Below are 13,315 nucleotides of genomic sequence, written 5' to 3' on the forward strand. Positions count from 1 at the left end.
GTTCCTCGCCTTTTTTCTTTTCGAGGAACGCAATGAAACTGAAGTCCAACTCTGTTGCTCTGCATCGAAGCCTGACGGTTTCGGTTCGCCCGAAACCCGTCCGCATGGGTACGGAGCACGTCTACGAGCTGAACGGCTCGCGGCTGCGCGACGTGCTGATTGATGGGCGCTGGGTGACGGTGGCCGCTACGGCTGTCGTCGTGTCCTGAATCGCCGACGGAGGAGTGTTCGATGGACGGGATGACGAACCTGGTGATGCTGTTGATCGCGATGCACGGCGGCTCGCAGCCGCCGGCGCCGGCCCTGCGCTACGCGGTGGCTTCGCACGCCGTGAATAGGCGGCCGCCGATGAAAACGGATGCGGTCATCTGCAAGGATGGCCAAGTCCACACTTTTCCCGCAGGGCGCCCGAAGCCCTGCATCTAATCCGTTGACCAACGGCCCCGCTCTCGTAAGAGAGTGGGGCCCTTTTTTTAGGTTCATCGTAGGAAACCGTGGAGGGTTTTAGAGCGATTGCGTAACCTGACGCCTGACTTTAAGGACGTCAGGAGAAGCAATTGCTCGATCGCAAGGCACTTCAGGCACTGGGCTGCTGGACGGGTTACCGGTTGGAGCGTGTGGAATGGCCGGAAGGCGACGGCCGCACGCTGTCGCTGTATTTGAAGCCGATCAGCAAGGTCATGTATTGCGAGCAATGTGGTGCACGCTGCCAGCAAATCCACGAGACAACGGTTCGCCGGGTGCGTGACCTGCCGTTGTTCGAATACCGGGTGGTGCTGCACGTTCCGCGCCGCCGAGTCTGGTGTGAACGCTGCGGCGGCCCGCGACTGGAGAAGCTGGCGTGGCTGGGCCGCTACCAGCGAGTGACGGAGCGCTTCGCCAAGGCCTGCGAGAAGCTGCTGCAAGCGGCCAGCGTGCAGGCCGTGGCGGCCTTCTACGACCTGGGCTGGCACACGGTCAAATCGATCGACAAGATGCGTCTGCGGGCGCGTGTGCGCGAGCCCGACTGGTCAACGATCCGCTATCTGGCGATGGACGAGTTCGCGCTGCATAAAGGCCATCGCTACGCCACGGTGGTGGTCGAGCCGATGAGCCGGCAGGTGCTCTGGATCGGACAGGGCCGCTCGCGCGAGACTGCCCGTGCCTTCTTCGAGCAGCTTCCCGAAGGCGTTGCCAAGCGTATTGAAGCGGTGGCGATCGACATGACCACGGCGTATGAACTCGAAATCAGGGAACAGTGTCCGCAGGCGGAGATCGTCTTCGACCTGTACCACGTCGTGGCCAAGTACGGCCGCGAAGTGATAGATCGGGTGCGAGTGGACCAGGCCAATCAACTCCGACATGACAAGCCGGCCCGCAAAGTTCTGAAGTCCAGCCGCTGGTTGTTGCTGCGCAACCGCCACAACCTCAAGCCAGATCAGGCCGTGCACCTGAAAGAGTTGCTGGCGGCCAATCAGTCGCTGTTATGCGTCTACGTGTTACGCGACGAGCTCAAGCGGCTCTGGTTCTATCAGAAGCCAGCCTGGGCGCAAAAGGCTTGGGAACAATGGTTCGAGCAGGCTCAGCAAAGCGGGATCGCCGCCCTGCAAAAGTTCGCCGAGCGCTTGCAGGGCTACTGGCACGGAATCGTGACTCGCTGCCGCCATCCGCTCAATACCAGCGTCGTCGAAGGCATCAACAACACCATCAAGGTCATCAAGCGTCGGGCTTACGGGTACCGTGACGATGAATACTTCTTCCTCAAGATCCGCGCCGCCTTCCCCGGTAATCCTCGATGAACCTTTTTTTAAGGCCGCTATATGCCACTCCTTAACGTTGATCTTGTTCAGCTCGCGTCGAGTGTCGTGCCGGAAGGCGCGCGAGATTCGTTCGACTCGATGTCGGTTCGGGCGCGTCTGGCGACGCTATCGATCATCGCCGATCGAGCAGAGAACTCGTCGGTGCGTGATGTTGCACTGCATGCGCTGACGGTGATCGACGCCCCGGCATACGTCGGGCTTTCGGCGGTCCGGATCGCGCTCCAAACCAGCTGCGCGCTACTACGCGTTCCCGCCGATCGCTTCGACTTTCTCGTTGCGGTTGGCAGTTCAGCTGTTCCGCAGAAAGAGGGGTACGCGGAGTTCGCCAAGTGGCCGCGGAAAGACAGCGATCGGTGGCTTTTGACCGTCACCGCGCGTGATGTGGCGAAAGCATCGGCGAACCGCTAATTCGTTCGTCACAACGTTTCGATGCCGCCTCTCAACGCCCCGCACGGGAATGGAGCGGCGCTTTTCTTTTCCTTTGGAGATACCTCTATGAAGAAGCAAATCGGTTGGGCCGTGCTGGTGGCATGGCTGTGCTGTTGCGTTGCGATCGCGCTGGGCGGCCGCGCGCAGGCGCAGCCCCTGCCGCGGGTCGAAATTGCGTTCTCGCCGGATGGTGGCGCTGAGGCGCTGGTGTTGCGGACGATCGGCGAAGCGCGCCAGTCGATTCGCGTGTTGGCCTACTCGTTCACCGCACCGGCAGTAACTCGAGCCTTGATCACCGCGAAACGGCGAGGCGTCGACGTCGCGGTGACGGTCGATGCCCGCAGCAACTTCGACGAGGATCGCAGCGGCCGAGCACGCGCCGCGCTCGGAGCGCTCACGTACGCCGGGATTCCGGTTCGGGTCGTGAGCAGCTACGCGGCTCAGCACTCGAAGATTATCGTCATCGACAACGTCACGGTTCAGACCGGCAGCTACAACTACTCGCAACAGGCGGCCCGGTACAACTCGGAGAACGTAGTGGTGCTGCGCGGCGACGCGCGGATCGCCGACGTCTATCTGAAGAACTGGGAATCGGTCTCTGCGCGCGGCGAACTTTACCGCGCGCCCTGATCGGCATCGATCCTCAACCCATGCGGGAATGGCTCCCGCATGGGGCTGTTTCCGTGCACCTGGAGCAGCATATGTTTTCTGAAATCTTGGTGAAGATGGAATCGGCGATCGACGCACTTGTCGCGCTGATTCGGCAGGGTTATACCCTGTCGAATGCCCTGAGCGGTGGGAAGGATTCGACGTGTACGGCGATCCTGATGCTGGAAGCCGTCAGGCGTGCCGGCACCGACGTGTCGCGCGAGCACTTCATGACGAGCGCAGACACGACAATCGAAAATCCGAGTATGCACTGGCACCTTCATGCCATGCTGGATGAGATCCGCGACGGTTATGCGCACGCAGATGCACCGGTATCGGTGCATGTTGCGAAGCCATCACTGGCGTCTCAGTTCGTCGTTGCGACGATCGGGCGCGGGACGCTTCCCCGCACCCCGGAAAACGGGGTGAAGAATGGAAAGCGCATACGTGCCTGTGCCGCGGACTGGAAGGTCGACCCGCAGAATCGCCTGCGCGTCACACTCGAGCGCTCGGCGGCCGCTGGCGGAAGTGGCGAAGTCGTCACCATCCTCGGCAACCGGTTCGGGGAAAGTGGTAGTCGCGCAACGGCCATGGCCGCTCGCAACGAGAATGCGCTGAGACCCGTCCGGAATGCGGACGGATTTCTCACGTTTTCGCCGGTCGCCGAGTGGTCCACCGGCTGCGTTTGGACGATGCTTTCGCTCTTCGCGGAGGATGCAGGTCGCCCCTTTCCGTCGCCCGTGTCCAGCGAGTCGATCCGGCGGCTCTCGGATCTATACCGCGCTGGCAACGAGGGAACATGCGGTGTGATTCTGGGAGAGGGCGGCGCGCGTGCCGCGTGCGGTTCTCGATTCGGATGCGCGTTCTGTTGCGTGACCGGCGAGCGTGATCGTTCGATGGAGTCGATGGTGAAGGAAGCTGGCCACCGTCATCTGGAGGGCCTGAATCGCTTCCGCAACTACCTGATGGCCGTGCAATGGGATCTCGGCCGTCGCGAGCTCGTCAGCCGGAAGCTGAGCGAAGCCGGGTATCTGGCGGTCAAGCCGGACGTTCTTTCGTACCTGGAGCGTGTTCGATTGCTGCAGTACCTGCTGACGCTTGACGCGCTTGAGGTCGAGCGCGCTGAGCGGCATGAGGCCGCGCTGGCCACGGGCGAGATACCTGAAACGCCGGAGAACCGGGTGCTCTGCGACGTGCAGTTCGAGATGATCACGCCGGCGCAGCTGGTGGCGATCGATTTTTATCTCTCGATGCACCACTACGCGCCGCATGCGTTTCCAGCGCTGTCGGTCTGGTTCGACGTGCATCGGCTCGGACGGCGCTACCACGTGCCGGTCGTGGACCCGCTGCCGAAGATCGACATCCCGCATCATGGGTGGTTCTTTGTCGGCGCGTACGACGCCGAGGTGCCCACGGATGGACTTCGCGATTACGCCGCGGAACAGTGGAATCGCTACCGCCAACCGGAGCGACCAAGCCGATATGCGCGCACGAGGTCCGGTGAGCAGATCGTCTATTTCGAAGAGGGCGATCAGTTCGACGTGGACGTCGAGGCAGCGTGTGCGTTCGTGACCTGCAGCTTCGATGCTGGTTGGGCCGTGAAGGCGCAGCAGCACTCGGGGATGGAGTCGGCGCGGTTCTGGCTGAACGAGGGCATTCTTCGGCTTCCGGCAGGTATGGCGGGCCGGTATCAGGAGATGGCCAAGCGCGGGCAATACTTTGCGCATCTGGCCGAGCGGCACAACCTGACGCCGGCGGAGCTTGATCGATTTCTCGTCGACCGCGCGATATCGAACACCGAGCACCTCACGATGCAGAACCTGGCGCCTGTCGATCTGTTCTCGCAGGCGGCTTGAAGCCCGACACTTTGGAATCCAACCCGGTGCGTCTGCACCGGGTTTTTTTCTGCCTGTCGCATCCGTTGTTGTTGGCGATAGGACTCGGTACGTGATGCCCAGCCGAGGCTACACGCCCGCGTATTAGGCGCTTACGCGGACGTCGGCCGGTCGAGGATGGCCGCGAGACTGTCGTCTGCGAGCGTAGGAGTCGCATGCGCGGTCTGCAGGCGGGCCCGGCCGACCACCAGGTCACGGGAATTGATCGAGATGCGCTCAATATGCCGGCCACGTGCGGCCGGCTGTGCGGATCGCTCATACGGATATCCGCGATGAATGTAGTCCTCGAGATCGGCTTCGACGAAGACGATGTGATGTTGGCCGGCCTCGGTCAACGCGACGCAAAGCATGTCGAACGGAACGCCCGTCAGTTCGCGATCGGCGATTCGGTTGAGGATTCCGTCGCGGACGATGTGATCGGTGATCAGGATGTCCTTGTTACCGCCGTGGTTCTCGACCTGAATGACGAGTTGCGTCGGTTCCGGCGCGAGCGCGAGTAGCCGGTAGCGGCAGACGGCGATGCCGCCGTTGGTGGAGTAGACGAGGTCCATGTAGCGTGATACGTAGTCCATAATGAATGCTCCAATAGCGAAAAGCCAGCGAACTTGCTGGCTTTTTCAGGCTATCGAGGCGGAGCGGAAGTCAAGTCTGGAGTGCCGCTTGAGGCTCGGTCGGGATGGTTGCGCGAATGCGGATCACGGTGCGCTGGCTCGTCAAGCCCAAGAGATGCATGACGTCGTCGTTGCTTCTGCCGGCGAGCAGCAGGCGTCTGGCGAACGTGTTCCGCAGGGTGCGCGGGCTCATATCGGGGAGCCGAACGTCGATCGCGAGGAGCTCGTCCCGAACGATGCGGCCGAGCATCTCGTCGGTCATCGGCCCGCCTGCACGGGGGGATGGGAACAGCAGTGGGCTGTCGGCGGCCGCGGACAGGGTTCGCCATTGCGTGAGCGCTGGTACCGCGAATTCGGCTATGTTGACCCGGCGTGCTTCGCGCGGGCCGCGCTTCGGGATTTGGAGGTGCGGCCGCGCCGGCGACAGGTCGAGGTCGACGGCGGTCGCCTGCCGGATTTCCTGCGCGGTGATGCCGGTCGAGAGCAATAAGCCAACGATGGCGCGGTTCCGCAACGCGCGATCGTCGAGCCCATCAATGGCTCGGATCGACGCCTGCAGTCGATGATCATCGGCTTCGAGCAGGTACACCGGGACGGGTTCGTCCTCCGGCCACGTCTGCGTCAACGCATAGGCGGCCGCTGGATTGGTCTTGCGCACGCCGACGTTGACCAGGTGTCGGCCAAGCCTGTCGAGAAGCTTCTCATAGCGCAGGCGCGTCGTGGTGCCGGGTTTGCACCGGCGATCGAGATCAGCGAAGAACGATTCGAGGTGGTCGGGCCCGAAGGTGGCCAGCGACCGTTGCGCGGCCGCGAGGTGGCGCATGAAGCGTTCAAACATCGCTTCGTGCTGGACGATCGACCTCGGCGAGAACGCACGCCGATCGGCGCCTGCGGCTTCCGTGCGTTGCCACTGCTGATAGGCCTCGGTCGGTGCCGACAGCCAGAGAGTCGGTTCGTCCATCGGATCTTATATACCGAATGTTAGGTCCGTCGAGCATAGCGCGAATCTTCGATTCGCGTTACTAGCCAGCAGAAGGAAGGGGCCACCTTGCACCCGCGCTCGCACCCAGACGCTTCCAATCGCCGTGTTCAGCTCACGGAGTGCGTCGTTCACGCTGCGTCGCGACCGACCGCAGTGGTAGACACGCCGACCAGAAGATCGCGGACGCATCGATAGACCATCGGTAACGACGGATCCGTGTGGCTCCAGTCGATGAGGCCGCTGAAATTGACGCCGGGCATCGTAGTCGGTCCGATCCGCGGCAACGCGGCGACGATCGCTGGTTCGTTGCGGCTCTGAAAGGCCAGATCGGAAAACGCCTGCTCTTCGATCTCGAGCAATAGCGGCCAGCTAATTGCATGAGGGAGGCCCGCACCGACGTAACGCTCGGTCAGCGATATCACGACGCGTCGCAAATCTTCGGTGGCGAGAGTAAGCGCGTGCGCGTACCAGACTGGATCCACTTCCGAATCCGGGTGAGCGGCGGTTGAAGCAAGATTCATAGCGAGCAACTTGGTTGGGACAGCAGCCTGCTGAGCCGTACGTTCGCTCGGCAGGCTGGGGGAATTCACTGGCAATGTAGCGAGCGTTGGGCCGCAGTTCAAGAGAGGGCGCCGTGCCGCTTGATTTCGAAGGGCACACGGTCCTTGCCATCGATCCACGCCGGCGGGCGGCCGCGACCGCTCCACGTCGCACCGGATTCGGGATCGCGATACTTGGGATCGGGGCGGCGGCGCGTCCCCTTGCGAGCAACACCGTAGATCTCACGTGAACTGATATCGAATTCGTTGACGAGCCGGAGAACGTTGGAAAGCGCGGCGGCCCGTTCCGCACCTTTGGCGGCATCGATCTCCGCTTCGAGGGCGGTACGTTTCGCGAGAAGCTCCTGGTAGGTCGACATGATCTCTCTCCGATCGTGGTTGGTGAGGTGATATCGACCAGCTTAGCGATGGATTCGCGAAGTCAAGCTTGCGTCTCGATGTATATCGAACACTCGACGGAAACGAGTCGAATGGTAGCCGAATCACTCAGCAGAACTCTCTCGCGGTTGTTGGAAGAGCCCCGAGCAATTCGGTCCGGTCAACGAGCTTGCTCGCGATCAGATGCCGCACTTTTCCCTCGGCCTGCCACACGCCGTAGACGGCGAGCAGCGCGGCGCCGAGCGCTTCCTTCCGGAACTTCTCCAGCAGGCCGGGCCACAGGATCACGTTCACCTGGCCCGTCTCGTCCTCGAGCGTCATGAACAGCACGCCGTTGGCCGTGCCCGGCCGCTGCCGTACCGTGACCAGTCCGCATGCGCGCGCGAGCTGCCCGCTGCGCAGTGTCGCCAGCTGTTCGGCTGACTGGAGACGATCGAGCGCCAGGCGATCGCGCAGCAGCGCCAGCGGGTGCCGGCCTAGCGTGAAGCCCATGGCGTTGTAGTCCGTCACGATCTCCTTGCCTTCGGACGCCTGCGGCAGCGCCGGCACCGCGTCGTCGCGCTCGGTGCCGCGCAGCAGATCCCGATCGGGCACGGCGGCGGCGGCCAGCCAGAGCGCCGCACGCCGGTTGCCGCCGGCGAGCGAGCGCAGCGCGTTCGCTCGCGCGAGCACTTGCAGGTCGTGCCTGTCGAGCTGCGCACGCCGTGCGAGATCCGCGACGTCGACGAACGGCCGCACCGCCCGCGCGAGCTCGATGCGCCCGGCCACGTCTTCGCGCATGCCGCGCAGGAGCGAGAATCCTAGCCGCACGGGCGACGATGTAGTCGGCCCTTCGATCGCGGAGTCCCACGTGCTCACGTTCACGTCGACGGCCAGCACCTCAACGCCGCGACGTCGCGCGTCCTGCAGCAGCTGCGACGGCGTGTAGAAGCCCATCGGCTGGCTGTTCAGCAGCGCCGCGAGGAACACCGCCGGCTCGTGCCGGCGCAGCCACGCGCTCGAGTATACGAGCAGGGCGAAGCTGGCCGCGTGGCTCTCCGGGAAACCGTAGTCGCCGAAACCCTTGATCTGCGCGAAGATCGCTTCGGCGAATTCGTGATCGTAGCCGCGCGCGAGCATGCCGCTGACGAGACGCTCGTGATACGGTTCCAGGCCGCCCTTGCGCTTCCAGGCCGCCATCGCACGCCGCAGCTGGTCGGCCTCACCGGCCGAGAAGCCGGCCGCGAGCATCGCCACCTGCATGACCTGTTCCTGGAAGATTGGCACGCCGAGTGTGCGCTTCAACGCCTTCTCGACGTCGGGTGACGGGTACGTGACGGGCTCCAGCCCCTGACGCCGGCGCAGGAACGGATGCACCATGCCGCCCTGAACCGGGCCTGGTCGGACAATCGCCACTTCGATCACCAGGTCGTAGAAGCATTGCGGCCGCAGGCGCGGCAGCATCGACATCTGCGCGCGCGATTCCACCTGGAACACGCCCATGCTGTCGCCGTCGCACAGCATGTCGTAGGTCGGCTTGTCCTCGGCCGGGATGTCCTGCAACTCGAATGTCTCGCCGCGTTTCTCCGAGATCATGTCGAGCGCGCGGCGCACCATCGACAGCATACCGAGCGCGAGCACGTCGATCTTCAGGATGCCGAGCGCCTCGATGTCGTCCTTGTCCCACTGGATGATCGAGCGATCCTCCATCGCCGCGTTCTCGACCGGCACGAGCCGCGTGAGTTTGCCGCGGCTGATCACGAAGCCGCCCGAGTGCTGCGACAGGTGCCGTGGATAGCCCAGCAGCTGCGCGGCGAATGCGGCCCACTGCTGATTCAACGGCGCTTCGGGATCGAGGCCGGCCTCGGAAAACCGCTGCAGCAGATCAGCACGCGAATCGAACCAGTGATGCTGCTTCGCCACGCGGTCGACGATCGCCGGATCCACACCGAGTGCCTTCCCGGCTTCCCGCAACGCGCTGCGCGGTCGGTATGTCGTGACGGCGGCCGTCAGCGCGGCGCGATCGCGCCCGTACTTCCGGTAGATGTACTGCATGACCTCTTCGCGGCGCTGATGCTCGAAATCGACATCGATGTCCGGCGGCTCGTTGCGCTCCTTGGAGATGAACCGTTCGAACAGCATCGATTGTCGCGACGGGTCGACCTCGGTCACGCCGAGGCAGTAGCAAACGGACGAGTTCGCAGCCGAGCCGCGTCCCTGGCACAAGATACCTTGCTCGCGCGCGAACTGCACGATGTCGTAGACGGTCAGGAAATACGCCTCGTACTTCAGGTCGGCGATCAGCTGCAGCTCGTGCTCGATCTGCGCCTGAACGTCGACCGGGATGCCGGCGGGGAAACGCCGCCGCGCGCCGATGTAGGTCTGCTCGCGCAGGTATGTCGCCGGATCGGTGCCGGCCGGTACCAGTTCGTCGGGATACTCGTACTTCAGGTCGTCGAGTGAGAACGTGCAGCGCCGCGCGACACGCACGGTTTCCTCGAGTGCGCCGGCGGGATAGAGGTTGGCGAGCCGCAAACGCGATCGAAGGTGACGCTCCGCGTTCGGTGCGAGCTCATACCCGCACTCCGACACCGGCCGGCCGACCCGGATCCCGGTCAGCACGTCCTGCAGCGGCTTGCGCGATCGCACGTGCATGAGTGGCCAGCTGGTGGCCACTACCGGTACGCCGTGGCGCGCGGCAACGCGCTCGACAACGCCGCGGTGGATATCGTCCATCGCGCGGGCGTGCAGCGTCAGTGCGACCCATGCGTGATCGCCGAACACGCGCACGAGCCATTCGACCTGCGCGTCGAGGCGTTGCTCGTTGGCCGGGAAGTCGTGCGACAGGATCGCGATGCAGTCGGGCAGGCCGCGTAGGTGGGTGTACGGTGCTTCCGGATGTTCGAGATCGAGCGGCGCCAGCCGGTACGTGCCTTTCTTGCTGCGCATGCGACCGAGCGAAATGAACTCGCAGAGATTGCCGTAACCGTCGCGATTCATCGCGAGCGCAGTGAAGGCGAGCGCGGGCGAGCCGTCTGCGGCCGTCAGCCGAAAGTGCGAGCCGACAATCAGCGGCATGTTCGCCGCCTTCGCTTCGACGTGCGCGCGCACGACGCCGGCGAGCGAGCATTCGTCGGTGATCGCGATCGCACTGTAGCCGAGCTGCGCTGCGCGCGCGACGTATTCCTCCGCGCGCGACGCACCGTGCAGGAAAGAAAAGTCGGAGGCGACCTGAAGTTCCGCGTACGCGGGCAGGGCGCCGAAGCTGCCGGCGTCCATGACGGATCAGCCGAACAGGCCGTGCAGGAAGAAGCGCGCTTCGCTTTCGTCGCTGGCCGTCGGCCGCTCCTTGTAGATCCAGTAGCAGATGCCGTTGTCGTCCTCAGCGACGAAGTAGTCGCGTGTCACGGTCTGCGCATCCTGCCAGCCGCCTTCGATGCGCTCGCCGGGCGATACCATGCGCAGCGGCGTGCCATAGAACGGCCGATGCTGGCGCGTGAGCAGCGGCACCGGCTTGGCAAGCAGCCAGGCCGGGCGCGGCAGATCCGCCGGCAGCGGTGCCGGCTTTGGCGCGTCGCGCATCGGCACCCATCGGGCGGCTGGCTCTGGACGGTAGTCGGCTATGGGAGCCGGGACGAGCACGTTCTCGGCGCCGAGCCGCGCAGTCAGCAGTTCGAGCAGGCGCGCATGATCCTGCGGGGTGCCGCCGGGCTCCGGGAACAGCGAGTCGCTCGGTGCGGCCGCTTCCTGCACGCTGCGGGCGATCAGTCGAACCGCAATCACGGGCCCGGCGAGCTCGACTTGGCCGAGCCGCTCCTTGACGAGCCGCGTCAGGTGTTCCTCGAAGCGGGTAGGGGCGCCCAACGCGATTTCAATCTCGGTCGGCGCGATCGCGTCCCGCCCGCGCTCGTGCTCGAGCAGCAGCGCGAACGCGGCGACGTCCAGCTGCTTCGCAGCGAGCCAGCCGGTCAGCTGCAGGATCAGCCGGCGCGCAACGAACAGCAGCGCCTCGGCGTGCTCGACGCGATCCATCAGTTCGACGCGCGTGTCGAACGACGGCGGCATTTCGAGCCAGTCGTAGGCGGCCGGCGCGGTGCCGGCGACCTGGTCGAGCCAGTCGAGCAGTTGCGTGCCGCATCGCTTCTGCAATCCGGCGCGCGGCAAGCGCTGCAGGTCGGCCAGCGTTTCGCAGCCGAGATCCTCAAACCAGTTCGCGTAGCGCCGGGCGTCCGGCGCCACGACGAGCGACACACGCGCGAGCGCGCGGTGCAGCGATCGTGCGGACAGCGCAAGGCCGCCGCGCAGGCCGCGGGCGACCATCCACGCGGCCGGACCCGACGACGCGACGGATATCGCTGCGGTGACACCGAACGACGCGACGACGTCGCGCACGCGCTGGCGCAGCGCGCGGATGCCATGGAAGAGGCGCAGGCTCGCCGTCACGTCGAGCACCACCACGGCTTCTTCGGCGTCGACGACGCTCGGTGTGAACTGCAGGAGCGCATAGGCAACGCCGAGCACGAGCTCGCGCTCGCGCGCGGCGTCGCGCTCGCGGATCTGCGCGTCCGGCGCGAGCGACAGCACGCCACCGCGGCGCATGCCGGCGACCACGCCGAGCGCACGCGCGGCGCGATCGAGCGCCACGACGCGGCCGCCCTCGAGCACGACGAGCCCGCGCGCATCGTCAGGCGACGGCGCCGGCGATCGCGGCCGGAACGTTTCGAGGTTGAGGTGCGGCAGATGCACGCCGATCCAGACTTGCATGGCGGTTCAACAAAATCGGCGAGGGGGACAAGGGGACGAATAGCGGCGTGTCGCGCGCCGGCCCGCGGCGCTTCACGAACGTGACGTCGATGCCGTCGCGCTTCGGCGCCAGCGCGAGACGCAAGGGTGCCGGCGACGCGTCGCGCGCGGCGGCCGCCGGTCGGAAGAAGTAGAACAGCGCTTGACCGCTCTGCGCAGCCAGGTTCAGCCGCCGCAATGCGTCCGCACGGACGTGCTGCTGCCAGAGCAGCACGGCAGCGCATGTGCCGGCGCGCAGCGCCTGTTCGGCGGCCCACAGCGCGTCGGCCGTACGCGGCGCCGGTAGCGTCACGAACCCAGACGGGTCGATTCCCCAGTACGCGAGCGCCAGCGGTTGCAGCGCATGCGGCGGCTGGATCAGCATGATCGACTTGCCGGCCGCGCGCGCGAGCACCGGCGCCAGCAGCCGCAGCTCGCCGATTCCAGGCTGCGGCGCGAGCAGCTCGATCAGCGCGCCAGCCGGCCAGCCGCCGCCGGGCAGTTCGGCCGTCAACTCCGGATGGCCCGTGTCGACGCCGCGCACGCTCGAGCGAGCCAGTTGGCTGGCTCGCCATAAACTCGGATGGATTGCCTCTGGATGGGCGAGGGCGGGGTGCATGGGGTCGGTTACGCAAAATACTGTATGTTTGTACAGTATATGCCATAGATTACCGCCCCTCCAACCCCCGCGTTTACGCTGCCAGCTGGTGCTCGTAGTACGGCCGTTCGCGGTCGGCCAGGATTTCACGCAGCTGCGCGCGCCGGGACGGGTCCGGTGCGAGCCAGGCGTCGACGTTCGAGGACTTGATCGGCACGATGCATCGGTAGGAATACTTCATTTTGTTAGTAAGAAATGTGTTGACAGACATGGCACTCTGTACTGCTATTCAATTTCTTTGAGAAGAGTAGCGGGATGGGGGTCCGGGGGAAGGGATGCGGCCTGTGGATAACTCGGAACTAGAGCGGCTGCGCGGCCTCGCAGTGCTCGACGTGCTTCATCTGATGGCCGAACACACGAAGCTCGATCGGGACTTCGCTCCTGTGCGCGCCTTCAACACCCGACGCGTGCACGTGACTGCTGCCGGCGCCGACTGGGAGTTGTTGGTCGACGGCGCTCGCTTCTTCGACACGCGGGAACGCAAGGGCGGCGGCGGTGCCGTCGACCTCGTGATGCACCTATGGCGCGTGCCATTCAAGCAAGCGGTGAAGATGTTGCGCGAGGCCGGCGCGTGAGGTATGTACGTGCCACCGA

Annotated in this window: 15 protein-coding genes; 7 read left to right on the top strand and 8 right to left on the bottom strand. The window is 64.8% G+C overall.

The genetic code is table 11. From position 1 onward, the window contains the following. The first annotated feature begins 32 nt into the window (after positions 1–32). The 6 genes from DCN14_RS38515 to DCN14_RS35890 all read left to right on the top strand — a co-directional run bounded on the left by DCN14_RS38515 (position 33) and on the right by DCN14_RS35890 (position 4,732). Complete coding sequence (locus DCN14_RS38515) at positions 33–209, top strand: hypothetical protein (RefSeq protein ID WP_172441917.1); 177 nt, start codon at positions 33–35, stop codon at positions 207–209. A 22-nt stretch (positions 210–231) separates the two neighbouring features. Beyond that, positions 232–426, top strand: a complete 195-nt coding sequence (locus DCN14_RS35865) for a hypothetical protein (RefSeq protein WP_096506487.1) — start codon at positions 232–234, stop codon at positions 424–426. Between the two features lie 131 nt (positions 427–557). After that, positions 558–1,778: an ISL3 family transposase gene (locus tag DCN14_RS35875; protein ID WP_014723161.1), complete on the top strand. Its 1,221-nt coding sequence runs from the start codon at positions 558–560 to the stop codon at positions 1,776–1,778. 21 nt (positions 1,779–1,799) lie between these two features. Further along, complete coding sequence (locus tag DCN14_RS35880; protein ID WP_096506488.1) at positions 1,800–2,207, top strand: hypothetical protein; 408 nt, start codon at positions 1,800–1,802, stop codon at positions 2,205–2,207. An 87-nt stretch (positions 2,208–2,294) separates the two neighbouring features. Beyond that, entirely contained in the window at positions 2,295–2,858 is a 564-nt protein-coding gene (locus DCN14_RS35885) for a phospholipase D family protein (protein WP_096506489.1), read from the top strand. Between the two features lie 71 nt (positions 2,859–2,929). Further along, positions 2,930–4,732, top strand: coding sequence for a hypothetical protein (locus DCN14_RS35890; RefSeq protein ID WP_096506501.1), 1,803 nt, complete (start codon positions 2,930–2,932; stop codon positions 4,730–4,732). 131 nt (positions 4,733–4,863) lie between these two features. Here DCN14_RS35890 and DCN14_RS35895 read toward each other — a convergent pair whose 3' ends face one another. The 8 genes from DCN14_RS35895 to DCN14_RS39085 all read right to left on the bottom strand — a co-directional run bounded on the left by DCN14_RS35895 (position 4,864) and on the right by DCN14_RS39085 (position 12,878). Continuing rightward, a complete protein-coding gene (locus DCN14_RS35895) occupies positions 4,864–5,343 on the bottom strand; it encodes a hypothetical protein (protein WP_096506490.1) in 480 nt (159 codons plus the stop codon). A gap of 70 nt (positions 5,344–5,413) precedes the next feature. Then, a complete protein-coding gene (locus tag DCN14_RS35900) occupies positions 5,414–6,343 on the bottom strand; it encodes a tyrosine-type recombinase/integrase (protein WP_096506491.1) in 930 nt (309 codons plus the stop codon). A 149-nt stretch (positions 6,344–6,492) separates the two neighbouring features. Further along, positions 6,493–6,885: a DUF2471 family protein gene (locus tag DCN14_RS35905; RefSeq protein WP_096506492.1), complete on the bottom strand. Its 393-nt coding sequence runs from the start codon at positions 6,883–6,885 to the stop codon at positions 6,493–6,495. Between the two features lie 98 nt (positions 6,886–6,983). Continuing rightward, positions 6,984–7,283 (bottom strand): H-NS histone family protein, encoded by a 300-nt coding sequence (locus DCN14_RS35910; protein ID WP_096506493.1) that lies wholly within the window; start codon positions 7,281–7,283, stop codon positions 6,984–6,986. 127 nt (positions 7,284–7,410) lie between these two features. Further along, positions 7,411–10,560 carry an error-prone DNA polymerase gene (locus DCN14_RS35915; protein ID WP_096506494.1) on the bottom strand — a complete coding sequence of 1,050 codons (3,150 nt, stop codon included), beginning with the start codon at positions 10,558–10,560 and terminating at the stop codon, positions 7,411–7,413. Between the two features lie 6 nt (positions 10,561–10,566). Beyond that, entirely contained in the window at positions 10,567–12,045 is a 1,479-nt protein-coding gene (locus DCN14_RS35920; RefSeq protein ID WP_205212628.1) for a DNA polymerase Y family protein, read from the bottom strand. Further along, complete coding sequence (imuA, locus tag DCN14_RS35925; RefSeq protein WP_096506495.1) at positions 11,966–12,682, bottom strand: translesion DNA synthesis-associated protein ImuA; 717 nt, start codon at positions 12,680–12,682, stop codon at positions 11,966–11,968. Before imuA ends, DCN14_RS35920 begins: the two co-directional genes overlap by 80 nt. 73 nt (positions 12,683–12,755) lie before the next feature. After that, positions 12,756–12,878: a hypothetical protein gene (locus tag DCN14_RS39085; protein ID WP_009692938.1), complete on the bottom strand. Its 123-nt coding sequence runs from the start codon at positions 12,876–12,878 to the stop codon at positions 12,756–12,758. A 127-nt stretch (positions 12,879–13,005) separates the two neighbouring features. On the opposite strand from DCN14_RS39085, the gene DCN14_RS35930 reads away from it, so the two are divergent. After that, positions 13,006–13,296 (top strand): hypothetical protein, encoded by a 291-nt coding sequence (locus tag DCN14_RS35930; protein WP_021156947.1) that lies wholly within the window; start codon positions 13,006–13,008, stop codon positions 13,294–13,296. Positions 13,297–13,315 lie beyond the last annotated feature (19 nt).

Source organism: Burkholderia sp. IDO3 (assembly GCF_003366075.1).
GTDB classification, from domain to species: domain Bacteria; phylum Pseudomonadota; class Gammaproteobacteria; order Burkholderiales; family Burkholderiaceae; genus Burkholderia; species Burkholderia anthina.

What these genes read in the sequence shown, in the direction of transcription:
- DCN14_RS35895 (WP_096506490.1), bottom strand. Translation starts at nt 5,343, where the DNA reads ATGGACTACGTATCACGCTACATGGACCTCGTCTACTCCACCAACGGC.
- DCN14_RS35900 (WP_096506491.1), bottom strand. Translation starts at nt 6,343, where the DNA reads ATGGACGAACCGACTCTCTGGCTGTCGGCACCGACCGAGGCCTATCAG.
- DCN14_RS35915 (WP_096506494.1), bottom strand. Translation starts at nt 10,560, where the DNA reads ATGGACGCCGGCAGCTTCGGCGCCCTGCCCGCGTACGCGGAACTTCAG.
- DCN14_RS35865 (WP_096506487.1), top strand. Translation starts at nt 232, where the DNA reads ATGGACGGGATGACGAACCTGGTGATGCTGTTGATCGCGATGCACGGC.
- DCN14_RS35880 (WP_096506488.1), top strand. Translation starts at nt 1,800, where the DNA reads ATGCCACTCCTTAACGTTGATCTTGTTCAGCTCGCGTCGAGTGTCGTG.
- DCN14_RS35890 (WP_096506501.1), top strand. Translation starts at nt 2,930, where the DNA reads ATGTTTTCTGAAATCTTGGTGAAGATGGAATCGGCGATCGACGCACTT.
- DCN14_RS35910 (WP_096506493.1), bottom strand. Translation starts at nt 7,283, where the DNA reads ATGTCGACCTACCAGGAGCTTCTCGCGAAACGTACCGCCCTCGAAGCG.
- DCN14_RS38515 (WP_172441917.1), top strand. Translation starts at nt 33, where the DNA reads ATGAAACTGAAGTCCAACTCTGTTGCTCTGCATCGAAGCCTGACGGTT.
- imuA (WP_096506495.1), bottom strand. Translation starts at nt 12,682, where the DNA reads ATGCACCCCGCCCTCGCCCATCCAGAGGCAATCCATCCGAGTTTATGG.
- DCN14_RS35920 (WP_205212628.1), bottom strand. Translation starts at nt 12,045, where the DNA reads ATGCAAGTCTGGATCGGCGTGCATCTGCCGCACCTCAACCTCGAAACG.
- DCN14_RS35905 (WP_096506492.1), bottom strand. Translation starts at nt 6,885, where the DNA reads ATGAATCTTGCTTCAACCGCCGCTCACCCGGATTCGGAAGTGGATCCA.
- DCN14_RS35885 (WP_096506489.1), top strand. Translation starts at nt 2,295, where the DNA reads ATGAAGAAGCAAATCGGTTGGGCCGTGCTGGTGGCATGGCTGTGCTGT.